The 26,806-nt window shown below is 36.0% G+C and carries 16 protein-coding genes and 1 pseudogene; 7 read left to right on the top strand and 10 right to left on the bottom strand.

The window, feature by feature from the left end:
• Window positions 1-28: 28 nt before the first annotated feature.
• The 6 genes from BKH43_RS03260 to BKH43_RS03235 all read right to left on the bottom strand — a co-directional run bounded on the left by BKH43_RS03260 (window position 29) and on the right by BKH43_RS03235 (window position 11,645).
• On the bottom strand, window positions 29-1,291 hold the full coding sequence (locus tag BKH43_RS03260; RefSeq protein WP_095228534.1) for a TolC family protein: 1,263 nt from the start codon (window positions 1,289-1,291) through the stop codon (window positions 29-31).
• On the bottom strand, window positions 1,275-4,460 hold the full coding sequence (locus BKH43_RS03255) for an efflux RND transporter permease subunit (RefSeq protein WP_095228532.1): 3,186 nt from the start codon (window positions 4,458-4,460) through the stop codon (window positions 1,275-1,277). The genes BKH43_RS03260 and BKH43_RS03255 overlap by 17 nt, the downstream gene beginning before the upstream one ends.
• A gap of 45 nt (window positions 4,461-4,505) precedes the next feature.
• Window positions 4,506-6,542, bottom strand: a complete 2,037-nt coding sequence (locus BKH43_RS03250; RefSeq protein ID WP_095228530.1) for a PBP1A family penicillin-binding protein — start codon at window positions 6,540-6,542, stop codon at window positions 4,506-4,508.
• Complete coding sequence (locus BKH43_RS03245; protein ID WP_095228528.1) at window positions 6,542-7,684, bottom strand: pyridoxal phosphate-dependent aminotransferase family protein; 1,143 nt, start codon at window positions 7,682-7,684, stop codon at window positions 6,542-6,544. The genes BKH43_RS03250 and BKH43_RS03245 overlap by 1 nt, the downstream gene beginning before the upstream one ends.
• A complete protein-coding gene (locus BKH43_RS03240) occupies window positions 7,681-10,347 on the bottom strand; it encodes a valine--tRNA ligase (RefSeq protein ID WP_095228526.1) in 2,667 nt (888 codons plus the stop codon). Before BKH43_RS03240 ends, BKH43_RS03245 begins: the two co-directional genes overlap by 4 nt.
• A 71-nt stretch (window positions 10,348-10,418) precedes the next feature.
• Window positions 10,419-11,645 (bottom strand): MFS transporter, encoded by a 1,227-nt coding sequence (locus BKH43_RS03235; protein WP_253248033.1) that lies wholly within the window; start codon window positions 11,643-11,645, stop codon window positions 10,419-10,421.
• Window positions 11,646-11,769: 124 nt separating this feature from the next.
• Here BKH43_RS03235 and BKH43_RS03230 point away from each other — a divergent pair, with 124 nt between their 5' ends.
• The 6 genes and pseudogenes from BKH43_RS03230 to BKH43_RS03205 all read left to right on the top strand — a co-directional run bounded on the left by BKH43_RS03230 (window position 11,770) and on the right by BKH43_RS03205 (window position 18,985).
• Window positions 11,770-13,407, top strand: a complete 1,638-nt coding sequence (locus BKH43_RS03230) for an ATP-binding protein (RefSeq protein WP_095228524.1) — start codon at window positions 11,770-11,772, stop codon at window positions 13,405-13,407.
• 37 nt (window positions 13,408-13,444) lie between these two features.
• The gene (gene nhaA, locus BKH43_RS03225) at window positions 13,445-14,734 is read left to right on the top strand and encodes a sodium/proton antiporter NhaA (protein WP_095228522.1); all 1,290 of its coding nucleotides are present in this window, start codon (window positions 13,445-13,447) and stop codon (window positions 14,732-14,734) included.
• 35 nt (window positions 14,735-14,769) lie between these two features.
• Window positions 14,770-15,042 (top strand): annotated as a pseudogene (yajC, locus tag BKH43_RS08735) (preprotein translocase subunit YajC); the annotation flags it as partial.
• Window positions 15,043-15,288: 246 nt separating this feature from the next.
• A complete protein-coding gene (gene secD / locus BKH43_RS03215) occupies window positions 15,289-16,992 on the top strand; it encodes a protein translocase subunit SecD (RefSeq protein ID WP_095228517.1) in 1,704 nt (567 codons plus the stop codon).
• Window positions 16,979-17,956, top strand: a complete 978-nt coding sequence (secF, locus tag BKH43_RS03210; RefSeq protein WP_095228515.1) for a protein translocase subunit SecF — start codon at window positions 16,979-16,981, stop codon at window positions 17,954-17,956. Before secD ends, secF begins: the two co-directional genes overlap by 14 nt.
• 279 nt (window positions 17,957-18,235) lie before the next feature.
• Complete coding sequence (locus tag BKH43_RS03205; RefSeq protein WP_095228513.1) at window positions 18,236-18,985, top strand: hypothetical protein; 750 nt, start codon at window positions 18,236-18,238, stop codon at window positions 18,983-18,985.
• A gap of 87 nt (window positions 18,986-19,072) precedes the next feature.
• Here BKH43_RS03205 and prpD read toward each other — a convergent pair whose 3' ends face one another.
• The 4 genes from prpD to BKH43_RS03185 all read right to left on the bottom strand — a co-directional run bounded on the left by prpD (window position 19,073) and on the right by BKH43_RS03185 (window position 24,598).
• The gene (gene prpD, locus BKH43_RS03200) at window positions 19,073-20,518 is read right to left on the bottom strand and encodes a 2-methylcitrate dehydratase (RefSeq protein WP_095228511.1); all 1,446 of its coding nucleotides are present in this window, start codon (window positions 20,516-20,518) and stop codon (window positions 19,073-19,075) included.
• A gap of 23 nt (window positions 20,519-20,541) precedes the next feature.
• A complete protein-coding gene (locus tag BKH43_RS03195; RefSeq protein WP_216358490.1) occupies window positions 20,542-21,687 on the bottom strand; it encodes a citrate/2-methylcitrate synthase in 1,146 nt (381 codons plus the stop codon).
• Window positions 21,688-21,770: 83 nt separating this feature from the next.
• Entirely contained in the window at window positions 21,771-22,646 is an 876-nt protein-coding gene (gene prpB / locus BKH43_RS03190; protein WP_095228506.1) for a methylisocitrate lyase, read from the bottom strand.
• Window positions 22,646-24,598 carry an AMP-binding protein gene (locus tag BKH43_RS03185; RefSeq protein ID WP_095228504.1) on the bottom strand — a complete coding sequence of 651 codons (1,953 nt, stop codon included), beginning with the start codon at window positions 24,596-24,598 and terminating at the stop codon, window positions 22,646-22,648. The genes prpB and BKH43_RS03185 overlap by 1 nt, the downstream gene beginning before the upstream one ends.
• Window positions 24,599-25,025: 427 nt before the next feature.
• Here BKH43_RS03185 and BKH43_RS03180 point away from each other — a divergent pair.
• Window positions 25,026-26,806 (top strand): hypothetical protein (locus BKH43_RS03180; protein ID WP_143429021.1); only part of this gene is annotated, 1,781 nt, incomplete at its 3' end.

Here is a 26,806-nt window from a genome sequence, read left to right as displayed (position 1 = left end):
TGCAAAAAATATAAGTTGATAGTATATCTTAAAACTGGGTGTTTTCAAGGTGATAAATTCTTGCTATGCTTATAGCTAGCTCATACTTTGCTACGCTAAGACGTGACTTTGCATTAGTTAAAAGTAACTCAGAATCTAAAAGTTCTACGTATCTTGCAACTTGCTGCTTGTACTTATTACTAACTATGCGATAGTTTTCTTTAGCTTGGGCTAGGGCCACTGTGGCAAGATTAATCTGAGCCTTTGCTATATTAAGTGCGTTTATTAAGCTAGTAGCTTGAAGTAATATATCTTCTTTTAAGTCTACTTTAGCAGAGTTTAAAGATAGTAAGCTTGCCGTTAATGCTTGGGAACTATAAAAGCTTTTAGTAGCATCTAAAAAGTTCCATGTTAGGCTTAGTCTTACTTGGTTTTGATTAGCAGCTGCTTGAAGTATATTATTATCCCTACTATCACTTAGGGCTATAAAGTTACTAGTGCTAATATTAATCTTTGGGTAGTAGCCTGAGCGCGAAAGGTTGATATTTTGCCTTATGATTTCTTCACTAGTGTTAAATTGCTGTAAGGAGATATTATTTTTATAGATATTTTTCATCAACTCATCTCTATCTATACTAAAAGTTGGCACTGTTATATCTTCTAAGACTGCTGGGTCTATTAGCGTGCCAGTAAGCACTCTTAATGTGTTTAAGTTAGCATCAAGATCAGACTTAGTTTTTAGGTTTTGCATCTGAGCGTTAGCGATATTTACTTGTATGCTTAAAACATCACTTTTATCAGCGATACCTTGTTTATAAAACTCTTTTGCCGTTTTTAACTGCACGTTTAATAAGTCTATGGAATCTTTTGAGATTTTCAAAGCCTCTCTGTTTTCTAAGGCCTTTAAGTAGGCTATCTTAGTCATTAAGACTAAGTCGTTTTTAGTAGATTCTAAAGTGTTAAGTTCTTGCTTATAGTTACTCTTAGCTATCATTAAGCCATAGTAGTCTTTAAGACCATTAAAGATATTAAATGAAGATGTAAGTTGGAGGTTGTTTTGCTGGTAAGCTAGGCTATCTTGAGGAGCGTTATAGCTATAAAGATAACCAAAATTTATACTTGGTAAAAATGACGCATAGGCATTTTTTATATCACTTCTTGCCTTTTGGACATTGTAGCGCTGGGCTTCTAGCTTATAAGTATTATTTAAAGCTAGATCTACCATCTTTTGCATGCTTAAAGCAGATAAAACACTAGGTGCTAAGATGCTAGCTATAAGGATAGATAAGATAAGTTTAAGCAACTTCATCATTTGGCTTCCTTAAAACAAATAATAATAAAGATGGAATCACAAACACTGAAATAATAGTAGATACTAAAAGCCCTCCAGCTATAACAGCCCCTAATCCTCTATATATCTCACTTCCAGCACCATGAGAAAAGATTAGTGGTACAAGGGCTAAGACTGTAGTTAACATACCCATATAAATTGGCCTTATACGTGACTTTGTAGCTTCATACACACTTTGAAATATTTCCATCTTATGATCTTTTAAATTTATAAGGCTTTGATAGACGATTAATATAGCATTGTTAACAACTGAGCCTACTAGGATTATAAAACCTAGCATGGTTAGTACATCTAAGTTTTGCACTGCTATATATTTATTCACAAACCATAGCCCTAAAAGTCCTCCTGCTACAGCAAAGGGCACAGTAAAGATGATAATAAAAGGATAGACAAAGTTACCATATAAAGCCGCAAGTATTAAGTAAGTTATCCCTAAGGCTAGCAAAAAGCCATAGCCTAGATCACTTGCTAGTCTATAAAGCTTATTAGCATTACCACTAAAGACTACTTTGTTATTTTCTAACTCCCCGCTTTCTTTTAGCTCTGGTATTATCTTATCGCTTATAGTTTCTATGACTGTTTGAAGTGGCATCTTATCACTTGGGTTTATAACTATTAGCAAGTTCCTATCTTGTTCATAGTGGCGTATCTGTGAGACACCTTGGGTGTATTTAATATCAGCTAGTGAGCTAAGTGGTACTATCCTCTTTGAAGGAGTATAAATCTGTGTATAAAGCATGTCTTCTGGGCTTTTTGCTTCTTGATTAGCAGTTAGCATAATATCACTTAAGCGCCCATAGTTATCTCTAAAGTCACCTACTTTTTTGCCATCTATTAGCACATCTACTATGTTTCCAAAACTTTTGACATTAAGCCCATTAATACTTAAAGCCCTCTCGTTTGGATAAAGGGTTATTTCTTTGTTGCCTAGATCTAAACTAGGTATAGCCCTTATCCTAGCACCTGGTAAATACTTATTAGCAAGGTTTATAAAAGCCCTAGCGCTATCTATCATAGAATCTAAGTCATAGCCTATGATATTTACATCTACACTAGATCTTATCCTGCTTGCACTAAACATGCCTTGTTCTACTACTGTTCCAGTTATATTAGGTATAGAGTTTATGGTATCTCTCATAAGTGGGATTAACTCTTTTGCCCTCTTAGGATCAGCTGAAATCTCATAAAACTCAACTAAAGTTGGACTTGCAGTTACAAAAAAGTCTTTTATAGCTGGGTATTTATCATTACCCTTAAAGCCATTTTGTTCTAAATAAGGCTTATTGTAGTTATAGATTGCATCTGTGATTTTAAGTCTTTCAGCATAACTTAGACCATTAGGTATGCTTACATAGCCTAGGATGAAGTTTTGTGAACCTTTAGGGAGATAATCAAGCTTAGGAAAGATTTTTATAGAGATAAAAACACTACACGCACAAAAAACTATGATAACAAAAAGCCTTGTATAGATATTTTTTAAAACTAGTCTTAAAATCCAGTCTATGATATCAAATAAAAACTTGCCAACTACACCAAGTGCGGTATCAAAAAGCCATTTAGGATTATAGAATCTATACTTTGAGTTAACTACTAGCTCTTCTACTTCATTATGTTTTAAGATCTTAGTTTTTTTCTTCTTTTTTAAAAAATACTTAGCCATGGTGTAATAAAGCATAGGCAGTCCAAAAAGACAGACTATAAAAGAGATGATTAGTGCTGAAGAAGATGCTAGGGCTATATCTACAAAAAACTGTCCCATCTCATCTTTTAGTCCAATGATAGGTATAAAGATAGCTATAGTTGTAACTGTGCTTGCAAAAAGTGCACCCGCAACCTCTGATACTCCATCCTTACAAGCTTCAAACATCTTTTTACCCATACTATAGTGCCGGTGTATGTTTTCTACTACAACTATGCTTGAATCTATTATCATAGATATAGCAAAGCTTACTCCTGCTAGTAAGATGACATTTAGCGTCCTATCAAGCATGTTTAATATGATAAAAGAGCTTAAGATAGAAAGTGGGATTATAAGACTTACTACAAAGACTGTATAGATACTTCTTAAGAAAAGATAAAGCACAATAGCAGCTAGGATTATCCCTTCAAAGACGTTTTCTTTAACTAAGTTTATGGCATCTTGTATGAAAGAAGAGCTATCTCTTCCTATGTCTATTTTTATGTGATTATCTTTTAAGATTCCTTTATTAAGCTTAGCGGTTAACTCTTTTACACTTTTTACTACTTCTAGTACTGAGCCATCATTTGTAGGCCTTATAAGCATGGTTACAGTTTCGTCATTATCATGTATATTAGGCGAGGTTGGTTTTGCAAAAGTGTCTATAACTTTAGCTATATCTTTTAGTCTTACTACTTGAGATCCACTTGCTTTTATAACTGTGTTATATATGTCTTGTACGTCATTAAAAACACCTACTGTTCTAACTCTATAAGTCCTTTGTGCGTAGTCTATAGTGCCTGCTGAAACATTTATATTTTGTGCTTGTAAGGCCTTAGTTACATCATCTACAGTTATATTATAAAAAGCTAGCGAGTTAGTATTTAAGGCTATATGTATCTCACGTGGAACTCCACCAGAAACTGTCACACTACCAACTCCTGGCAAGCGTTCATAGTACTTAACCACATCATCCATCAAAAAAAGATACTTATGCCTGATAGATGACTTATCTAAACTTCTAGCAAACATAAACACAATAGGCGCTACATCATCTCCTGTAGGCCTTATAACTGGCTTATCTATATCACTTGGATAGCCACGCACTTCATTTAATTTAGAGCTTACATCTAAAAATGCATCATTAGTATTAGTCCCTACTTTAAACTCTAGTACTACTGAACCTGCTCCTTGTCTTGAAGAAGAAGTCATGCTTAAAAGATTAGGAAGATTTTTAAGATACTTTTCTTGCCTTTGGATTATCTCTTTTTCTACTTCATAAGGAGTAGCTCCTGCCCAAGTAGTGGATATAGATATGATAGGTCTAGAGACTTTTGGAGTTAGGGCATAAGGCATCCTTATAACACTTAAGTAGCCAAAAAGTAGTAAAAATATCATGCCAACCATGATAACTACTGGGTTTTCTAAGCAGTAAGTTACTAACCTTTTCATATACAAGATTCCATGTAAGCACTACTCATTAAAAGCACTCCTTCACTAAAACAAAACCTTATCTGTATCAGTGATGTTATTACGCGGTAGTGGAGAGATGTTAGTATAGTCATAATGCACGCCATTTATCGTAGCAGAGTGCACTCCTTGTGGTCTTTTAAAGCGTCTATCTATGCTAGGGTCTAAAAGCAAAAGATTTTTTATAAAGTCACCTGCAACTGGTGCTGCTATAACTCCTCCTGCATCATTAGATCCTATGCTAGTGTTATTATCCCTGCCATACCAAACTATAAGCTGCACACTAGGAGTAAAGGCTGAAAACCACGCATCTCTAATGTCATTGCTAGTTCCAGTCTTACCTGCTATGTCAATGCCTGCAACTTTTGCCCTTCTACCTGTGCCATTTTGCACCACATCTTTTAAGATAGAAGTAACTAAGTAGGCTTGATCTTTAGTTGTGATCTCTTTTTTAATTGGCGCAAACTCCCTTGTAGTCCCATCTTTTGCAACTATCTTTCTTATTAGATAAGTATCTACTATCACTCCATCATTACTAAAAAGGCTGTATTGTTTGGCAGCTTCTAGTGGGGAGATAGAAAGGCTTCCTAGCACAACTGAAGGATCTTTTTGGAATCCATAAAAGCCAAAATCGTTAAGATTTTTATAAATCGTATTAAACCCTACTGCTGAGGCAAGATTTATAGTAGAGATGTTTAAAGAGTGCTGTAAGGCATACTGTAAAGTCACAAAGCCATAAAATCCACGAGAATAGTTCTTAGGCTGCCATATCTTGCCATCTCCTGCATCAAAGCGCCTTGCGGCATCTGGCACGTGACTTGCAGTAGAGTAGCCAGCATTTAATGCCATTAAATAGATAAAAGGCTTGATAGCTGATCCTAACTGACGTCTAGCCTGCGTAGCTCTATTAAAAGGACTTTTTGCATGATCTATACCGCCAACTAAGGCTAGAATCTCACCAGTATGAGGGTTAGTAACTACCATAGCACCATTAAGATTTTGATAACTTGCATTAATAGCAGCTATCTCTTCATCACTTAAAGGTTTTAGTTTATGGCGCTTCCTATAGTCATTTACCTTTTGTATATGCCTAAATATAATGTTCTCATAGCCCTTTTTAAGACTAGCTTTTGCTAGGTTTTGATAGTCTAGATCTAAGGTTAGATATATCTTATAGCCACCAGTTTTTATATCTTTAATCTTAGGACCTAAGATGCGCAAGACCTCATCTGCTACGTAAGGGGCTTTATTTTTAGTAAGGTTTTGGCTATAAACTGTAGGTACTTCACTAATCCCTTCTTTAAACTCACTTTCACTTATCCAGCCTAAAGACTTCATACGCTCTAAGATAACATTTGCACGCTTTAAACTCTCTCCTAAGTGGCGAGTTGGGTCATAATGAACTGGGCTTTTTGGCAAGGCTGCAAGCATAGCCATCTCTTTTAAGCTTAGTTCTTTTAAGTCTTTATGAAAATAACCAAGGGCTGCAGTTTTTATCCCATAGTAACCAGAACCAAAGTAGATTGAGTTAAAGTAGCGCTCTAAAATCTGTTCCTTAGTTAAAACCTGCTCTACTCTAATAGATAAAAGCATCTCTTTAAACTTGCGCTCTAAGCTTTTTTGTCTACTTAAAAGTATGTTTTTTACTAGCTGCTGAGTTAAGGTACTGCCTCCTTCTGCATATCTCATATGTATGATATTTTTAAGTCCTGCTCTTAAGATAGCATCTATATTAACCCCGCCATGCTCAAAAAACAAAGTGTCTTCAACGGCTAAAAGCGTTTCTATCATGCGGCCAGGGATTTCATCATACTTTGCATAGAATCTAAACTGACCGCAGTACTTACTAGAACTAGCAGTGCAGTCTGTATCATAGATGTTAGCTATAAGGCGATTTTTTCTATCAAAAACTTGCGTTACTTCAGGCGGGTTGTAATTAACTATAGCGTCAATTTGAGGGCTTAGTTCTTGATATAACTTATAAGCATAGATACCAGCGGCAATTAGTACAATAATAATGATAGTTAGTATACTATAGCCTATAATCTTAAGCGTGCGAGACATTATATAACCTTAGGGAGTGAGCTTTTACTTAGCTCTTTTAAATCTAAAAAGAATCTTTTCATAGTCTTAGGCTTTAGTCTTAAAGTCACTCTAAGACTAGGAAAACTAACAGTAGGCGGTCTTATGGCTCCAACAAAAAAGCCTTTTTTTTCTAGATCTGTTTGCATAGCTAAAAGCTCTTCTGTATTTTTACATCTATGCATATAGATTAAAGAATCTAACTTCACGCCAAGTATAGATTCTAAAAGCCTTTGGCGTTTTTCTATCTCATTTCTAAACAAAGTAGCATTTTTATGAATGTATTTAGCATTTACTAAGGCAAGGGCAGTATCAAAAAGGCTTAATGAAGTAGTATAAATTATGCTTCTTGCTTTTGAACACAAAAACTCTATGACTTCTTTATCACCCAAGATATAAGCCCCATAACTTGCATAAGCCTTACTTAAAGTACCTAGAATGATATCTTTTTTACGCAAAGCTAAATTATAGTGTTCAAAAATCCCTAAAAGATGTTTCCCTAAAACGCCTATGCTATGGGCTTCATCTACTATCAAGTAGTACTCTTTTGCTCTTGCATAATTAAAAATCTCTAAACTTCCTAAGTCCCCATCCATTGAGTAAATGCCTTCAATGGCTATAAAAACTTCGCCTTTAAAGTTAGGATTTATCTCTTTAAAAGCCTTTAGTTGAAGCTTTAAATCATAGACATCATTATGCTTAAACTTAAAAGCATTTTTTAGATTCTCACTTACAAAAATCCCGCTTGCATGAAAGTTTTCATCTATAAAAAGAACATCTCCTTTGCGAACTAAAGTATCAAAGATAGCTAAGTTTCCTAAAAAGCCAGAGCCTACTAGCGTGCAAGCCTTAGCTTTATGAATCTTGCATAAAAAAGATTCTAAGTTTTGATGCATTTTATAGTAGCCATTAACTAGCATAGAAGCGCGTGCTACATTAGGCCTAAAAGCATTGCTATAGCCCTCTTTAAGGCATAGTTTATAGGCCTTTTTAAAAAGGCTTTTTTTGGAAGCTAGGTTTAAGTAGTCATTACTCCCTAAATCTTTTAGATTTGGGTTTATTAGTCTTTTAGTTCTGAGGCGATTAGCCTTTTTTAAGGCCTTTATGTGGGAGGTAAAACTCATCTTAACCCTTGTAACTCTAAGACTACTTTTTTTAATAAATCAATATTTGATTCTAAGCTTAATTTTGTGTTTTCTACAACTTCGCTTTTAGCATTTTGGATAAAAGATGGATTTTTAAGCATAGATTCTAACTTTGCTACTTCTTTTTCAAGCTTAGCTTTTTTAGTTTCTAAGCTTAACTTTAACTTTTCTAAATCCTCTTTTTCTAAGACTACAAAACACTCACAATGCACCCCAACATCCCCAACACTATCTTGCTTTTTAGAATCTACTAGCTCTAAATCAAGCTTAGCAAGCTTAGTTAAAAAAGGCTTAAAAAACTCAAAGTCTTTTTCTTGCTTGTTTAACTTTATATAAGCCTTGCTTGCCTTAGAGTTTGCTTTTAGGCGTCTTAAAGTAGTTAGTGCATCTAGTAAAACTTCAAATTTAACTTCTATATCTTTATCTTGCTCTTCTATCTTAGGGAAGCTTTTAACCATGATAGATTCCCACTCAAAGCTATTAATGTCATTTTTCAAAAGGCTTTGATAGATATACTCACTTATAAAAGGCATAAAAGGATTAAGCAGCTTCATAGAATCTAAAAAGATACTTGCAAGCTCAAAAACACTTTCTTTTTCAACTTTTGCTAACTCAATTCCAACATCACAAAACTCACTCCACAAAAAGCGATACATCACACTACTTGCACTATCAAACCTATAAGTTTCCAATGCTTCTCTTAGCTCTTTTACACAAAGATTAAAGCGAGACTTCATATACTTTCCAACACTGGTTTTATACTCTTTAAGTTCAGGGTTAAAAGAGTAGTTAGGATCTAGCTGGCTTGCATAAAGCTCTAAAAAGTTTTTAGCGTTTATTAGCTTGTTAGTAAAATTGCGCGTTACTTCAAGTTGCTTAAAACTCATCCTTACATCGCGCCCCTGGGCACACATATAACTAAGTGAAAAACGCAATATATCAGCACTATAAGTTTTAGCTATGTCTAAAGGATCTATAACATTTCCTTTAGACTTACTCATCTTAAAGCCCTTTTCATCTAAGACTAAAGCGTGCAAGTAAATATGCCTAAAAGCTATCTCGCCTAAGTTTTGTGCACTTGCTAGTAGCATGCGTGCTACCCAAAAGAAAAGGATATCAAAGCCAGTTATTAAAAGACTATTAGGATGAAAGTTTTCTAAGTCATCAACCTGCCACAAAGTGCCTTTACCAAAGTCCTTATTCCCCCAACCAAGTGTTGAGTGATCAAAGAGGGCTGAGCTAAACCACGTATCTAAAACATCAGGGTCTTGATGCAGTTTAGTGCTTTTACACTTTGGACACTCACTTGGAACTTCTTCACTTGCAAAGACGTGATTACAAGATTCACAGTAAAAAATTGGGATTCTATGACCCCACCAAAGCTGCCTTGATATACACCAGTCTCTTAAGTCCCTCATCCATGCGTTGTAGTTGTTCTCCCAGTTTGGCGGAAAAAAGGTAGTTTGTTTTTCTGCTACTAGCTTGATAGCAGGCTTTGCTGCCTTGGCTTTTACAAACCACTGCTTAGAGATATAAGGCTCTATAGTATTACCACATCTATAGCATTTAGCAACGCTATTTTTATAATCTTCTATCTTTTCTATGTAGCCTTGTTTTTCTAGCTCTTCTACTATCTTTTCTCTTGCTTCTAGTCGCTCTAAGCCTTTAAAGTTTAAAGCGTACTCATTTAAGATTCCCTTTTCATCAAAGATGACTACAAACTCTAAGTTATGTTTTAGCCCTACTTCATAGTCGTTTAAATCATGTGCTGGAGTAACTTTAACACACCCCGTCCCAAAGCTAGAATCTACGCTCTCATCAGCTATAACTTTTATCTCTTTACCACTTAGTGGAAGCACTACGCTTTTACCTATGAAGCTTTTATATCTTTCATCATTTGGATTAACCATAACTGCAGTATCACCAAAGAAAGTTTCCGGCCTTGTAGTTGCTACAACTAGATAGTCTTTAGAATCTTTAAAAAAGTATCTCATATAATAAAGTTTAGAATCTGATTCTACATAATCCACTTCTATATCGCTTAATGCGCCATCATGCGTACACCAGTTTATCATCCTATTACCTTGATAGATAAGCCCCTTATCAAACCAAGACACAAAGGTTTTTTTAACTGCGTTTGCAAGGCCAGGATCCATAGTAAAACGAGTGCGTTTAAAGGCTGGAGAAAAGCCTAAAGTTCTCATCTGAGATAAAATCTTACCTCCACTTTCTTCCTTCCACTCCCACACTTTTTTTATAAAAGCTTCCCTGCCTATGTCTTCTTTTTTTATGCCTTGTGCTAGAAGTTGCTTTTCTACGACGTTTTGAGTGGCGATTCCTGCGTGATCAAGGCCAGGCTGCCAAAGCATTTTATAACCATCCATCCTTTTATATCTAGTGATGATATCTTGAAGCGTAAAAGTAAGACTATGGCCTATGTGTAAGATTCCAGTTACATTAGGAGGAGGCATGATGATGCAAAAGTTTTTTTCACTCTTTGGTAAAGATGCGCGAGAGGCTTGCAAGTGCTTATTGCCCTCTACTTCAAAGTAGCCTCTTTGTTCACAAGTAGCTATTAGCTTGCTTTCCCAGTCTCTATCATAGGGGAGTTTTAAGTCTTGAGATGAGTTTTGTTCTTGCATCTAAGCTTTCCTTTTATATGTAAGTTTGCGTGGCATTATAAGCAGCGAATATTTCAAAATTATATCAAAGGCTATCTTTTTTTATAAAAACGACTTAGCATAAAAGCATTATACGCCCAAAGCAAACAAAGAAATGCCCCTCCAAAAAGTGCCACTTTTACCCCTATATGAGAAAGTAAAGATTCTAGCCATGAACTTCCCATATCACCAAAACGATAAAGAGCAGTATCAAAAAAGCTTTTAGTTCTATACTTTTCTTCTTCGCTTAGCACTACAAAAGTCATCTCGCGTCCTGGTTTTATAAAAGCATACTCCCCTACTCTTCTTATAATCATAAATATTACAAAGATATAAAATATAGGATGACTAAAAGCTATAACAACAAAGCCAAAGGCTAAAACTAGTGGGACTATAACTAGCAAAAAGCTTATGCCTAGTCTTTTAGCAACTTTTCCGGTAAAAAAGATCTGTATTAAAAGGCTTAAAGTTTGAACTATAAAGTCTATATTAGCAAAGACGCTAACTCTTTCTTCACGGCTATGAAAGACTAGCTTTACAACGCGAGCTTGTTCTATATAAAGAAAAGTATTAGCCGCTGTAGTTAGTAAGATAAAACCTGCTATTAATAAAAGATACTTAGACTTTAAGATAAGTGAGATTCCATTAAATGGATTTTTAGGATTTATAACTAAGTCCTTACTTTTAGCCCCTTTAAGCAAAAGTGTAGATAAAAAAGCAGCTATGAGTAAGAGTAAAGCACTAACTAAAAGCAAGTTTTCTATACTTGTAAACTTAGATAGCAAGGATGTAAAAAGTGCCCCTATGATAGAGCCTAAAGATGCCCCAGCAAAGATTATCCCAAAAAGGCGTTTTGAAGTATCTTTATCAAACCTATCAGCTAGAAGTAAAAAACCAGTAGAGATAACAAAGAGGTTAAAAACACTAGCCCAGACAAAAAATACCCTAGCCCCCCAAAGAGTTTCGCCATAACTTATAAAAAAGATATAAAATAAAAATATATTTAAGGTAAAAAACAAAAAAATGATAACTATATAGCTCCCTCTTTTAACTCTAGCACTAAGATACATCCCAGCAAAAACTGCAACTAGGCTAAAGATAAAAGTTGCCATAAAAAGCCACTTTATATCATGCAAGGCACCAACTGTAGCTAGTGTATCCCTAAGTGGTTTTAAGATACTATAACTGCAAAATATACTAAAGAGAAAAGCAAAGCTTATAGATAGGATTTTAAAGTCTTTGGCTGATATAGATAAGATTTGAGAGATTAGTTTTATCAAATGCGCATCCTATAAAAGTTAAATCAGCAAAAAGATTCTATCATTAGAATAATTTTATGTACAAAAAAACATGGTCAAGCTTAAGGCTTAATAAGATTTTTTAAAAAATAAAGGCGATACCATAATGAACAACTTGCTAGAGTTCTTATCTGAAGATGATATAACAAAAACAACAGTTTTTAACTTCCTAAACTGTAACGCCTCACAAGCACGCATCCTAAAAAAGCTACTGCAAATGCAACTAAGCGGTATAGATGGAGTTAATATCTTAAATCTCATAACTAACACCTACAAAGCAAGTGGAGCTGAAGTGCTTCCTTACTTAAAAGACCTAGATGTGCTAATGAAACTAGGTTGGATAGTAGATACTAATAACTCAGCCCTTTTAAGCATGCTAAAAGAAGACCTCTACTTAAGTCATAGCTTTTTAAAACTTTTAGAAGGCGGGCTTGATGCAACCCTTCCTATACGTGCTTATAAAGATAACTTAGAGTACTTAAAAGATGAGTTTAGTTTAATAGATTTGATATTTAAAACTAGGGATGCAAAGCATGGTGCAGTTACTGGTTTTAAAAGGCAAATAGATTCTAGGCTTAAACTAACTAAGATCCCTTTAGAGCTCCCTAGGATCACAAAAGAGTTTAAGCTTAATGAAAAAGAAAGACTTTTACTTTTAGGGCTAACTAAACTAAAGTATGACCAAGGTAATCAAAACTACATCTGGGAGCTAGTAAACATACTAGGCAAAAATGAAAGCGAAAAACTCCTTATCTCTAACATGCTAGATGATAAGTTAGTACGTCTTGGACTAGTAGAAGTTGACTTTGTAAGTCTAGGGGCTACAAAGTCTCAGCTAGAAGATCTAAGCATAGATAGAAATATCTATAATCGTATAGTTAATATAAAAACTAAAAGCTATGAAGGCTTAGAAAACCACGACCTTTTTGAGATTATAAAGCCAAAAGTTAGCCTAGAAGAAGTCATCCTTCCTAAAAAAACTAAAGAGATGTTAAATGTCTTAGTAGAGCACATGGATGCAAACATCCACAAAAAACTAAGGGCTTGGAAGTTAGTAGATAAAGCTGGTATTAACGCTAGGATACTTTTTCATGGGCTTAGTGGAACTGGAAAGACTTTAAGCGCAAAAGCCCTTGCTAAAAGCTTACATAGAGATTTATTAAGCCTAGATTGCTCTAAGATTTTATCAATGTATGTAGGTGAGAGTGAAAAAAATGTAAGGCGCGTTTTTGATGAGTACAACTACATAAGACAAGATAAAAAGCTTTCTCCTATCTTGCTTTTAGATGAAGCAGATCAGTTTTTAAGTGCAAGAGGAGGTTTAAGTGGCGTAGATAAGATGCATAACCAAATGCAAAATATTTTTTTAGAGCAGATTGAAAGATTTGATGGAATCCTAATTGCCACTACTAACTTGCTTGATAGCTTTGATAGTGCCTTTTCAAGGCGCTTTAACTATAAAATAAAGTTTGATAACCCAACTAAAGAAAATAGACTTAAGATTTGGGAGCTACACCTACCAAAAAATGCTAAGTTTGATATAGATAAAAAAGAGCTTTTAGATAAGCTAAGCTACTTTGAGTTAAGCGGCGGACAAATAAGTCTTATAGTTAAAAACACAGCTTATAAGGTAGCAGCAAGAAAAGATTCTACATTTTTCCTAAATGACTTCTTAGAATCTGTACAAAATGAAAGAGATGGTAACTTTGATAGTACAAAATCCATAGGCTTTATGCTAAATTAAAAAAAGCTAACCTAAAACAAGAAAGTAGGAGAGTAGTATGAACTTAAAAGGTGCCTTATATAACTTTGTAAAAAGTGAATCTTTTGGTGGTGTGTTTTTGTTTGTCTGTGGTGTTTTAGCGATAGTTGTCGCTAACTCGCCTATTAAAGATTTATATCATGAGTTTTTCCATGGTGACCTTGGCTTAAGCTTCCATGGAGTATTTTATGGCTTTAGTTTACACCACTGGATAAATGACGTTTTAATGGCATTTTTCTTCCTCATGGTAGGACTTGAGATCAAAAAAGAGATACTTTTTGGTGAGTTAAATGGCTTTCAAAAAGCAGCCTTCCCAGTTATGGCGGCAATTGGCGGGATGATAGCTCCTGGATTAATCTACTTTTTACTAAACAAAGGAACTGGTAGTTATCACGGATTTGGAATCCCTATGGCTACAGATATCGCCTTTGCCCTAGGCGTCATGATGATGCTTGGGAAAAACGTGCCTACTAGCCTAAAACTTTTTTTAGTGACCTTAGCAGTTGCTGATGACTTAGGTGCGATTTTAGTTATAGCCATCTTTTATACTAATGACTTAAATCTAGTTTGGTTAGGAATCTCAGTAGCTATAACTATCATTTTAATCATCATGAACAAAGTAGGTATAAAAAGCTTGCTTTTATATCTCTTTGTAGGGATATTTTTATGGTTTAGTGTGCATTTTAGCCATATACATGCAACCATTGCTGCTGTTGTGCTTGCCTTTTGCATACCAACAACATCAAAAAAAGACTTTAAATTTTTTAGTCTCAAGCTAAAACAAGCTGCCAAAATTAGCCCTGAGACAAACTCTGTGCTTTTAGATGATGAAAAAAATCACGCACTTCATGTTTTAAGGAATAGCTCAAGAGAGGTTCAAAGCCCGCTTTTAAGGCTAGAGCACATACTAGCGCCATGGTCAGCTTACTTTATCATGCCAATTTTTGCCTTTGCAAATGCAGGGGTTACTATAAACTCTAACTTTAATCTAGAAATTGATCATATATTTTTAGGAATCTTATTAGGACTTGTAGTTGGAAAGCCACTTGGGATAATAATCACAACGTTTTTATGTGAAAAACTTCACATCGCCAAAAGACCTGAAGGCATATCTTGGATGCATATTTTAGGGGCTGGGATGCTAGCGGGCATTGGCTTTACTATGTCTATATTTGTATCAAATCTAGCCTTTGTGCCAGAAGATTCTAAAGACTTAGCTAAGATCTCTATCCTTATAGCTTCACTAGCTTCTGGGATCATTGGATCTATATTTTTATACTTTTATAACAAAATCAAAACTAAGATTTGATAGAATAAAAGCTTACATCACCAAAAAGGACTTTTATGGATACTAAGTTTCTCACCTCAATCATACCTCTAATAATCATCATTTTGATTTTCTACTTCCTTATCATAAGGCCACAAAGGAACAATCAAAAAAAGCATAAAGAGATGATTAATAATCTGAAAAAGGGAGATAAGATAGTAACTAATGGCGGATTTATCTGTGAAGTTTTAAAAGCTGAAGAAAACTTCATAACCGTTAAGTTAAACGAAGACACAAAGGTAAAAGTCGCAAGAGAGTATATCGCTCAAAAAATCGATGATATAAACGAACTACCTAGTGCTCAAACTTCTACAAAAGACAAGGCTAAAGAAAGAGATGAAAAAAAGCTTGAAAAAAAAGAAGAAAAAAGAGAGCACCATAAACTAGGCGCTAAAGAGCATCAAGAAGAAGAAGCTAAAGCTATGGAAGAAAAAATAGCCGCTAAAGAAGAGAAAAAAGAAAGTAAAGAGCAAGCAAAAGAGCACAAACTCGAAGCTGCTAACACTGTGGAACCTAAAGACGAAGAACGCAAGTAAATGGCACAGCTAAGACCTCATTCACCCACTAAAAAAAAGCCTTTTAACTATAGGCTTCTTACTCTAATAATTGCCGCTATCCTTGGGGTAGTCTTAAGCATACCTTCTTTTTTTCAAGAGGATAATGCGTTTAAAGACATGCCTAAGATTACTCTAGGTCTTGATCTTCAAGGAGGACTAAGCCTACTTTTAGATGTAGACACAAAAGCTGCTATAAAAAGCAAGTATACATCTATGGCTAGTGCTATAAACTTTCAGACAAAAGATAAAAACGTGCTTATATCAGGACTTAAAACAACTGACAATTTTTTAAGTTTTAACATCTTAGATTCTAGTGAATCTACAAAAGTAGATTCCATCTTAAAAGATATACCAGGTATAGTTGTTAAGAAAAACGCAAACTCATACACTGTAGCCTTAAGTGATGAAGAAAGATTAAAAACTGCAAAAGATGCACTAGATCAAGCTATAGCCACTATTAGAAACAGACTTGATAAGTTTGGACTAAGTGAGCCTAGTGTTTCAAGACAAGGAGAAAATCAGATCTTAGTTGAAATGCCAGGCATTAAAACTAACGCTGAGCAAGAAAGGCTTATAGATCTAATATCTCGTAGTGCAAAGTTAGAGTTAATGGCAGTGGATGAGGATAGAAACCCTCGCGTAGCACAGATGAGTGAGCAAGAAGCAGCAAGCTATGGAGATACCATACTTCCTTATAGCGACCAGCCAAATGCTAAGCTTTTAGTTAAGGCTATACCTATCATTGATGGCTCCATGCTTACTGATGCTCAAGCTATGATAGGCCATGATAGTGGGGCACCAGTAGTTAGCTTTCAACTAAATAGCGTTGGTGCTAAGATCTTTGCTGACTTTTCTGCTAATAATATTAAAAAAAGGATGGCCATAGTTTTAGATGGTAAAGTTTTCTCAGCCCCTGTTATACAAGAAAGGATAGGTGGAGGAACTGGTCAGATAAGTGGTGGCTTTACTATGCAAGAAGCAAGCGACTTAGCTATAACTCTAAGAAGTGGAGCACTTGCTGCGCCAGTTAGTGTAGTAGAAAAAAGAAGTGTAGGACCAAGTCTTGGAGCAGATTCTATAAGGGCATCTTTTATAGCACTAGTAGCTGGCTTTATACTAGTTGTTATCTTCATGCTAGCTTACTACTCTATGGCTGGAGTTTTTGCCTGCATAGCCTTGATAGTAAACTTGTTTTTAATAATTGCCGTTATGGCCATCTTTGGGGCCACGTTAACGCTGCCAGGTATGGCTGGGATAGTGCTAACTGTTGGTATGGCAGTAGATGCTAACATTATAATTAATGAGCGGATAAGAGAGTCCCTGCGGGAAGGCTTAGGCGTTATAAACTCTATTAAAACAGGTTATGCTAATGCTTCAAGGGCTATCTTTGATGCAAACGCCACCTCCCTTATAGCCTCCTTACTGTTATATATTTATGGAACTGGGGCTATAAAAGGCTTTGCCATAACTACAGGTATAGGGATACTAGCTTCTATCATCACAGCTATAATCGGTACTCATGGAATCTATCTTTGGTTAGGTGAAAAGATGGCTAGAAGCCACAGAATCTACTTTTGGTTTGGTATCACACTACGTCAAGATGGCACAAAAAAAGATTCAACAAAAAATGAACTTGTAAAGCAAGACAAAAAAGACCTAAAGGTAGCACATGGAAATCTTTAAAAAAAGCTCTGTTTTTAACTTTGTAAAGTGGAGTACTTATGGTCTTAGTTTATCTGTAGTATTAGTCATTATTTGTCTTTGGCTCTTTTTTGGAGTTGGTTTTACTCCTGGAGTTGACTTTGCTGGTGGAAGTGTCGCTCAGATAAAGTATAACAACGTAAGTGCTGCTCCTATAACTGAGATAAGAAAAGCCCTTGATAAAGACAAGAGATTTGATAACTTTCAAGTAAGTGAGTTTGGTAATAAAGCTGAAGTCATAATCAAGCTTCCTTATAACGCAAACGTAAAGATGAATGACTTAAATGGCATACTGCATAAAGAGTTAGATCACACTGGAAGCTTTGAGATAAGAAAACTTGATAGCGTAGGACCAAAAGTAGGAAGTGAGCTAGCAAAAAGTGCCATACTCTCCCTAGGTCTTGCAACTATAGCTATGATGGCTTATGTTAGCTTTAGGTATGAGTGGCGTTTTGCCCTAGCAAGTATCATAACCCTAGTGCATGATATAGTTATAACTGCAGCTAGTGTTATCATCTTCCATGTGGACTTAAACCTCGAAGTAATAGCTGCCTTGCTTACTTTACTAGGCTACTCCATTAATGACACCATAATCATCTTTGATAGGATAAGAGAAAAGATGTTAGAAGGAAAAACAGATGATATAAACCTAGCCATCAATGAAGCCATCTCTAATACTCTCTCAAGGACAGTTTTTACTTCACTAACTATGTTCCTTGTTGTACTTACTTTATACATTTTTGGTGGGCAAATCATAGTAGGATTTTCTCTTCCACTTTTAGTAGGAGTTGTGTTTGGGACCTACAGCTCGATGTTTGTAGCACCAAAGCTTGCTCTTTTGTTTGGTTTTTCTATCAAAAAATACCACGCCAAAGAGCTTGCAAAGGCTAAAAAACGTGAAGAGAAGAAAAAACTTAGATCGATGTATGAAAGTGGTCAAGTATAACAAACACAAACCATATGTCTACTTTTTGCTAGTAGTATAAGTTTAACTTAAACTTACTAGTATATGAATAACTTTTACTTTCCTTTTTAGATGATTTATTTGATATAGAATTTTCAAAAAAGGAAAATAAAGTTTAATAAACTCCAAAAAATTAACTTTTTTTTTACTATTTATGATTTTTTATTTAAATTCTTAAAACATTTCCTAAAAAAAAGATGGCACAATTATATTCACAACGAAATTGCAACACGCAAAAGACTTAATAAAAAAGGATTTTAAATGGTAAAACAGATACTTTTAGCTTCTAGCTTAATACTGAGTTTTAATGGATTTGCATTAGCTGCCACTAAGGCTGAACAAGCTCGTATAGATAAGGCGCGCGCTGAAAAGGCACGTGCTGATAGAGCGCGTGCTGAAAGACTTAGAGCAGAAAAGGCTCGTGCTGAGCAAGCTGCAAGAGATGCGGCTATAGCAAAAGAAAATGCTAAACCACTAGAAGGCTTTAAAATCATGTTAGGTGGTACTTTAGGTGTAGGTATAGGATCAGGTGCCCCAAGAGATGCAGATCCTCTTAATAATCCCCCTTCTGGTCTTAACCTTGGTCTTAAAACAGGTATAGCCTACTTCTCAACTGCAGCTGGTGGTAGCACAGTAGGTCTTGAAGCTAACTCTACCATAGGTGTTAGAAACATAGACTTTGCTAATGCTTATACTCCTCAGTACTCTTTTAACTTTGACTTCTTACAACTCTTCCAAGCTGGCGAATATGCAAAAGTAGGTTATACAGTAGGTGCTGGTGTGACAGTTAGAAACTCTAACGTAGGTAATGGCATAACAACAACAGCAGGAACTACTACTACTAATAACACTCCTTACACCATACTTCCTACCCTAAAAGTAGGTGTAGCAGCCCTAGCTAACAACCACCAAAAGTTCTCACTTGACTGGATCTCTTACCTTCAACAAAACTCTGGTAGCCCTTATAGCGCTGATATCATGCTAACTTACGCTTACTACTTTGGAAAGTAAGCACTAAAAAACCTTTTCTCTTATGGAATCTAAAAAAGCTTTTTTAGATTCCATATCTAGCTTTTTTATCTCTTTTAAACCCTACTCTTAAAGCACAAAAAGATCACTAAACTCACTAAATCCTAAGTCTAAAAAGTCCCCTCTACTAAAAGTATCTTCTATCATCCTAGCTTGCTTACTAGCAAACTTTGCTTTTAAGGCATTTTGAAACTTTTCTACTAAAAGAGGCAGTCCCTCTTCCCTTCTAAATCTATGCCCTATAGGATACATAACTTCAACTTTTTCTGACTTACTTCCATCTTTATAAAAAACTTGCACAGCATTAGCAATAGATCTTTTTTCAGGGTCTAAATAGTCCTTAGTATAGCTCTCATCTACTACTACCTCCATCTTATCACGCAAAGCATCTATCATAGGATTAGAAGCTATATCATCTTCATAATGTTTAGCTTTAAGCTCACCATAGATTAAAGGCACTGCTACCATGTACTGTATACAGTGGTCTCTATCAGCTGGATTTGCTAGCTTGCCTACTTTATTAATGATTCTATGGCCACTTTCTTGAGTAGTTATAACTATCTTTTCTATAGAATCTAGTTTGCCTTTAGTCTCATCATGAAGCTTTAAGGCCGCTTCTACTGCAGTTTGAGCGTGGAACTCTGCTGGGAAAGAGATCTTAAAAAGCACATTTTCCATAACATAGCTTCCAAAGGCTTGTTTTACAACTAAAGGTTTGCCCTTCATCTTCACATCTTCAAAGCCCCAAAATTTTGCACTTAACACACTAGGATAGCCCATCTCGCCTTTTAAAGATTTAAGCGCTAAGTCAACCCCACGACTTGAAGCATCCCCTGCTGCCCAACTCTTTCTACTGCCAGTGTTAGGTGCATGTCTATAAGCACGCAAAGCCCCCCCATCCATAAAGGCTTGACTTAAAGTGTTTAATACTTCTTCATAACTCCCACCTAAGAGTTTACAAGCAAGAGCGCTACTTGCAATGCGTACTAATAAAACGTGATCAAGCCCTACTTTATTAAAACTATTTTCAAGAGCTAGCACTCCTTGAATTTCATGCGCTTTAATCATAGCTACTAAGATATCTTTCATTTTCAAAGGTGCCTTACCCTTGCTAACAAAAAGACGGCTTTTGTAATCACTCACTGCCCATATAGCGCCTATATTATCACTAGGGTGTCCCCATTCGCTTGCAAGCCATGTATCATTAAAGTCAAGCCACCTAACCATAGCCCCTATGTTAAACGCAGCGCGCACAGGCTCTAACTGATAACTAGTAGCTGGCACTTTTGCACCAAGACTAAAAGTCGCTCCTTCTACACTAGGTCCTAAAAGCTTAGTACAGGCTGGAAACTCTAAGGCTAAAAGCATACAAGAGATACTGTCCATAAGGCAGTATTTTGCTGTGTCAATTGCAAGTTTAGAATCTACTTCATACTCCATAACATACTTTGTTATATCAACTAGCAGCTTGTCAAACTCTGGCCTTTTTGCATCTAAGATTCCCATATCATTCATTTTATTTATTCCTTTTTTGTGTTTTAGATTCTATTTTCTAAGGCTATATATTCTTGTTTATCTAATCCAACATACTCACTACTTGGGCGGATTAGCTTGTTATCTTTTCTTTGTTCATTGACGTGGGCTAGCCAGCCACTAGTGCGACTTACCACAAAGACAGGCGTAAAATAAGCAGTTGGGATCCCTAAAAAATGATAAACACTAGCACTATAAAAATCAAGATTTGGGAAAAGCTTTTTTTCTTCCCACATCTCTTTTTCTATAACTTCACTAATAGTATAAAGTTTTTTATCACCTAGTGCATCAGAAAGTCTCTTGCTATAGCCTTTTATAACTACGTTTCTTGGGTCATTATCCACATAGACCCTATGCCCAAAGCCCATGATTTTTGCCTTAGAATCTAGTTTTTCTTTTATGCCTTTTAAAGCATCTTGCGAGTTTTCAAAGCTAGAGATTAACTCATAAGCTGCTTCATTTGCCCCGCCATGAAGATTCCCCCTTAATGTGCCTATGCCACTTACTATGCAAGAGTAGGTATCTGAATTTGTAGATGCACAAATCCTTGCAGCAAAAGTAGAGGCATTAAACTCATGCTCTGCATAAAGTATAAGACTTACATTCATAGCTTCAGTGCCTAGCGGGCTTAAAGCTAGGCTTACTTCAGGGGAAGGCTTACTAAAAGCGTGGAGTTTTTCTAGCAAGTAGCTAGCTATATCTTCTTTAGAGCTCTTAGTGTCTATCTCTTTACCATGCACATGGAAGTTATGCCAGTAAGCTAAGATAGAAGGCAAGATTCCAAGCAGTCTCTCATCTACTAACTTATCATCAGGAGAGATATTTCCTAGAAATGAAACTCCAGTTCTCATAACATCCATAGGATGGGAATCTTTTGGGATTAACCTTAACACTTCTTTTAAAGATTCTGATAAGCCTCTAAAACTTATAAGTTCTTTTTTAAATTCTGCTAACTCTTTAGCATTAGGAAGCTTTTCTTTTAAAAGCAAAAAGGCTACTTCTTCAAAGGTGGCGTATTTTGCAAGGTCATAAATATCATAGCCTCTATAATTTAGCCCATGCCCTGTGCCAACTGTACTTATACTTGACTTGCCAGCTACTACGCCAGCTAGCCCTCCGCTTTTAGTTTGCTTTTTTTGTCCCATTGTTATTACCTCACTTTTATGCTTCTTTTTTAACTACTCACTTACTCTTCCTAATTTTTTTGATTGAAAATTGCGCCTTAAAAAAAGTTCTATTTACCAAAGAGTGCATCAAGGCTTTTTTCATACTCTAAATAATCAAGCATTTTATAAAGCTCATCACGTGTCTGCATAGAATCTAAACTTTGCTTTTGGCTGCCATGCTCTAAGATATCTTTATAGACATTTAAGGCTGCCTTATTCATAGCCCTAAAAGCAGATAGCGGATAAAGGATCATATCTACGCCCACACTTTTAAGCTCCTCTTTTGTGAAATATGGCGTTTTACCAAACTCAGTGATATTTGCTAGTACTGGCACTTTTAGTTTTTCACAAAAAAGTTTGTAGTCTTCTAGGCTGCTTAAGGCCTCAGCAAATATCATATCTGCACCCACTTCTTCATAAGCTAGGGCACGATCTAGGGCCTTATGCAAGCCTTCATTTGCAAAAGCATCAGTGCGCGCCATTATGCTAAAGTCTTTATTTAAGCTAGCTTTCGCACTTATACAAGCCTTTAGCCTATCTTGCATTTCTTTGGTATCAACTAGCTCTTTATTAGGCCTATGTCCGCAGCGTTTCTGGGCTACTTGATCTTCTATATGAACTGCACTTGCCCCTGCGCGCGCTACTTCTTTTATAGTCCTTTCTATGTTAAAAGCCCCTCCAAAACCAGTATCTATATCTACTAGTAAAGGAAGCTTAGTTATATAAGTTATACGTCTTATATCTATGCACACATCTTCTAAGTTAGACATCCCTAGATCTGGCAAACCCAAAGAGGCATTAGCCACGCCTGCTCCACTTAGATATAAGGCCTTAGCGCCACTTTTTGTAGCCTGTAAGGCGCTATAAGCATTTATAGCCCCTAAGATTTGCAAAGGCTCTTGCTTTTTTTGTGCTTCTAAAAGTGCTTGTTTGAAACTACTCATTAATGCTCCTTTTTATTGGTTTTAGTTTTAGTTCTTGGGAATCCTATGTCTTTTAAAACTTCTTTTAAGTTATCTATAACGCTTACATCTTCTATAGTTGAAGGCACGTCGTACTCTTTACCACAAGCAATATTTGCTATTAGATTCCTTAAAATCTTTCCACTTCTAGTTTTTGGAAGTACGTTTATAAAAGCTATGGCACTAAGAGTGGCTATAGCACCTATTTCTTCTCTTACTAAGGTATTAATCCCCTGCTTTAAAGAATCAAGGTCTCTTTCAACTTGCTTCATAACACAAACTGCTAGAGGTACTTCGCCTTTTAAAGTATCATCCACGCCAACTACAGCGCACTCTACAATGTCTGGGTGCTTTAAGATAGCCTCTTCTATAGCCCCAGTTGAAAGCCTATGTCCGGCGACATTTAAAACGCCATCCATCCTGCCCATAGCAAAGATATAGCCATCTTTATCTTTATAGCCACTATCTCCAGTTAGATAATAGCCCTTATAGTGATCTAGATAGCTTTTTTTATATCTTTCTTCATCTTCCCATATACCCATTAAACAAGCTGGAGGAAGTGGGAGTTTTAAGACTAGATTCCCTTGAGTGCCACTTTCACACTCCTTGCCCTCTTCATCTAAAACTTTGACATTAAAACCAGGCATAGCCACTCCTGCAGAGCCAGGCTTCATTAAAGTTACAACTCCATTAGACGCTATAGGCCAGCCAGTTTCAGTTTGCCAGTAGTTATCAAAAACTTTTTTACCAGTTATCTTTTCTATCCAAGAAAGCGTATCAGTATCGCATCTTTCTCCAGCTACAAAAACCTCTCTAAGGCTTTCTAAGTTATACTTTTTAGCAAAACTTCCTTCTGGGTCTTCTTTGCGTATAGCTCTAAATGCAGTAGGTGCTGTAAAAAGTACATTAACCTTATACTCCTCACACACTCTAAAAAAAGCACCTGGATCTGGTGTTTTAACAGGTTTGCCCTCATAAAGCACAGTTGTTGCCCCACTCATTAAGGTTGCATAGACTATATAGCTATGTCCTACTACCCAGCCAACATCTGATGCAGTAAACATAACATCACCACTTTTTACCTTATAGATATTATCCATAGACCACTTCATCGCTACGCTATGGCCGCCATTACTTCTAATAACACCTTTTGGTTTTCCAGTAGTCCCACTTGTATAGAGTATATAAAGTGGATCTAGGGAATCTAAAGGCACGCAGTCTACGCCTTTTACTTTTTTCTCCTCTTCTGCCCAGTCTACATCCCTCCAAGGAAGCATAGAGCAGATATCTTGAGGTCTTTGATGGATTAAGCAAGTAGTTGGTTTGTGAGAGCTTTGTTTTATAGCTTCATCAAGTATGATTTTATATTTAATAATCCTGCTTACTTCTATCCCACAGCTTGCACTAATAATAACGCGAGGCTTTGCGTCTTCTATACGCGAGGCTAACTCATGGGCTGCAAAGCCACCAAAAACTACTGAGTGTACTGCACCTATGCGCGCACAAGCAAGCATTGCTATAACTGCTTCAGGAATCATAGGCATATAAATAACTACTCTATCGCCTCTGTTAACACCTTTGTTGACTAAGATATTTGCAGTTTTTGAAACCCTATCTCTTAGCTCTTTGTAAGTGAAAGTTTTCTTAGTATCAGTTACAGGAGAGTCATAAATTAATGCTAGTTTATCGCCATTACCATGCTCTATGTGTAAGTCTAGGGCGTTATAACAAGTGTTCATACACCCACCAACAAACCACCTATAATGTCCATTTACAACCTCTAAAGCCTTATCCCACTTATGATACCAGTGTACCCTGCTCGCAGCTTTTTCCCAAAAACCTGCGGGGTCTTTTATAGATTCTAAGTACTCTTTTTCATAGCCTTCTAATTTGCTAGTTTTGTTAGTTGATTGAGTTTTTATGGCACCTTGCATCGTAAGCTCCTTTGTAGATTAGCTAGTGGCTTACAAGTTAGTGTTGTAGAAAAAAACTTAGATTCCCAAATTTATCAATGATAAATATGCACACTTTTATCTTAACAGTGCATATTGGTAACTATTAATGTTTAAATGTTAAGAAAAGTTACATATTTTTAGGAAGATTTATGTAGAAATGATACAGATTGAGCTTTTATTTTTTAAGAAAAAAGTAAATTTATGGAATCTTAAGATTAAAAACTACTATCTAAGTTTTGAAAAGATAGTTTGGTATATTTAGCTTATTAAGCAGTATTTTACTTTTAAGTTAAGATTAGTTGATATTAACCCCTCTTAATTTAGGCTAATCCTATATAATTACAAGACGATTTATATTAGTTAGGTTTTATCTAGTCCTAGCTAAAGTAAAAAAGAGGGAAGCTAAATGTCTTTAAGTTTTAAGCCAAAACATACTAGTGTCACTAAAACTCTAGCCATCTCTTTTGTGCTAGGATCCTTGCTAGGTATAGCCTATGCTGAAGGCGCCCCACAAGATGCTGGAGGGAAGTTTCCAACTAGCACTAACTTTTTTGGCGGGTGTAATAGCGACTCTTTTTGCAGGGCCAGTGGACCAAATGGAAGTTATCTATATCCTGCAAAAAATGCCAATATGAACATAAATGGTTTTACCTCAGGTACTGACTACTACCTAAAAAACCTTAACTTTTCTATGAACTCTGACCTTAGTAAGACTAATAAACTAACACTTAACCTTAATAACTCTAGCCTCATACTAGGGGCTAATCAAACCACAGGCGGAAGCGTAGGCACAGTCTTACTAGGAGCTTTTAGTGGAGGCACTACTAAGTATAACACTGCCATAGATTTTAACACTGCCAAAAACTTTTATATAAGAGGTGATACTAGCCTAGGTGGTCACTACCTTCAACATGGTGCAAGCGTCTATGGTGGCGGCGGGGCTCAAGTTAAGATAACTGCTAGTGGAGATGTATATCAAAGTGAAACTTTAAAACTAACCCAGTGCACTAGTGCAAACTGCAGCAATGAAGCCACAAGCCTAACAGTTACAGCTAAAAGCTTTAGCTCAACTGGCACTATACTTATGGGCGATAACTTTAGCCTATCTACTTCAGGTCCAACTAAACTAGACTTTACAAGCACTCCAAAAGTAAGCTTAAGCACGCTAATCATAGGGGCAAATAATGGTAATGCAACAATTAATGCTAACTCTATAAGTGATAGTCTAAAGATTACTGACCTAAGATTTCGTTGGAATAGCGACATAAGTAAAAGCACTGGGAATCTAACCTTTAGCACTAACGCTCCTATAAACATAACTAACCTAGTAAACACAGATAACAACAACTTTTCAACTACAGTAAAAGCTACAGTTAACCTAAAAGCTACAAGCTCTGATGTAAATATCAACCACATAAGTGCCTTTGGTGCAACTAGTGGGTCTAATACAAACATAGAAGGAAAAAATGTAAACATTACTAACATAGAGTATAAAAATGCAGGCGTTGCTGGCAGTATCTTAAACGTAGGCCTAAAAGCAAGTCAAGATATCTTTTTAGATACAAGTAAATTAGGCAGCTTTAACCAGCTAACTCTAAGTGGTAAAAACTTTTTTGCTAATAAGATAGTGGCTGAAGGTTTAGTCACAACAGGAAGTAACTCCATCATCGACGCTTCTAGCATAAGCGGTAGCTCTAATATCAAAGAGTTAACTTTAAGAGGCGCAAGCGTTTATGGCTCTAACTTCAACATAGGAAACCTAGTAGTTGAGCGTAATAACAATACTTGCATAAATGATAGTTGTAATAACAACACAGTCTTTTACTCCAATATCAACAAAATAAACATAGACAAACTCTATCTATATCAAGGAACAAGCGAGGTAGATAAAGCAGGCTTAGAGTTTAAAGGCAATGGGAAAGTGGCAAATGGAGCTAGTCAAACAGGAAGCATACACATAAAAGATGCAACACTAGATTCTTACTCCAAACTAGTTATTAGCAACATAGGAGATGTAAGCTTTGATAACTTAAACTTTCTCTTTGCACATGCCACCTTATCTACCCTAAACGCTAACAACCTAACCTTTCAAGATGGGAACTCTGATCTTCATGTAACTGGTGATATAAATATCTATAACACCTTACACCTAGAAAACCTCTATGCACAAACCTATAAAGCCCCAAA

Origin of the sequence: Helicobacter sp. 13S00401-1 (assembly GCF_002272925.1) — a bacterium.
Lineage (GTDB): Bacteria > Campylobacterota > Campylobacteria > Campylobacterales > Helicobacteraceae > Helicobacter_I.
Note: the sequence above shows the minus strand (reverse complement) of the source record. Positions and strands in the feature narration are given on the sequence as shown.

Bases quoted from the DNA above. Each gene is read 5' to 3' on its own strand.
- prpB (WP_095228506.1), bottom strand. From the start codon at position 22,646: ATGAGTAGTTTCAAACAAGCACTTTTAGAAGCACAAAAAAAGCAAGAG.
- BKH43_RS03205 (WP_095228513.1), top strand. From the start codon at position 18,236: ATGGTAAAACAGATACTTTTAGCTTCTAGCTTAATACTGAGTTTTAAT.
- nhaA (WP_095228522.1), top strand. From the start codon at position 13,445: ATGAACTTAAAAGGTGCCTTATATAACTTTGTAAAAAGTGAATCTTTT.
- BKH43_RS03260 (WP_095228534.1), bottom strand. From the start codon at position 1,291: ATGATGAAGTTGCTTAAACTTATCTTATCTATCCTTATAGCTAGCATC.
- BKH43_RS03250 (WP_095228530.1), bottom strand. From the start codon at position 6,542: ATGTCTCGCACGCTTAAGATTATAGGCTATAGTATACTAACTATCATT.
- secD (WP_095228517.1), top strand. From the start codon at position 15,289: ATGGCACAGCTAAGACCTCATTCACCCACTAAAAAAAAGCCTTTTAAC.
- secF (WP_095228515.1), top strand. From the start codon at position 16,979: ATGGAAATCTTTAAAAAAAGCTCTGTTTTTAACTTTGTAAAGTGGAGT.
- BKH43_RS03240 (WP_095228526.1), bottom strand. From the start codon at position 10,347: ATGCAAGAACAAAACTCATCTCAAGACTTAAAACTCCCCTATGATAGA.
- BKH43_RS03245 (WP_095228528.1), bottom strand. From the start codon at position 7,684: ATGAGTTTTACCTCCCACATAAAGGCCTTAAAAAAGGCTAATCGCCTC.
- BKH43_RS03230 (WP_095228524.1), top strand. From the start codon at position 11,770: ATGAACAACTTGCTAGAGTTCTTATCTGAAGATGATATAACAAAAACA.
- prpD (WP_095228511.1), bottom strand. From the start codon at position 20,518: ATGAATGATATGGGAATCTTAGATGCAAAAAGGCCAGAGTTTGACAAG.
- BKH43_RS03255 (WP_095228532.1), bottom strand. From the start codon at position 4,460: ATGAAAAGGTTAGTAACTTACTGCTTAGAAAACCCAGTAGTTATCATG.
- BKH43_RS03185 (WP_095228504.1), bottom strand. From the start codon at position 24,598: ATGCAAGGTGCCATAAAAACTCAATCAACTAACAAAACTAGCAAATTA.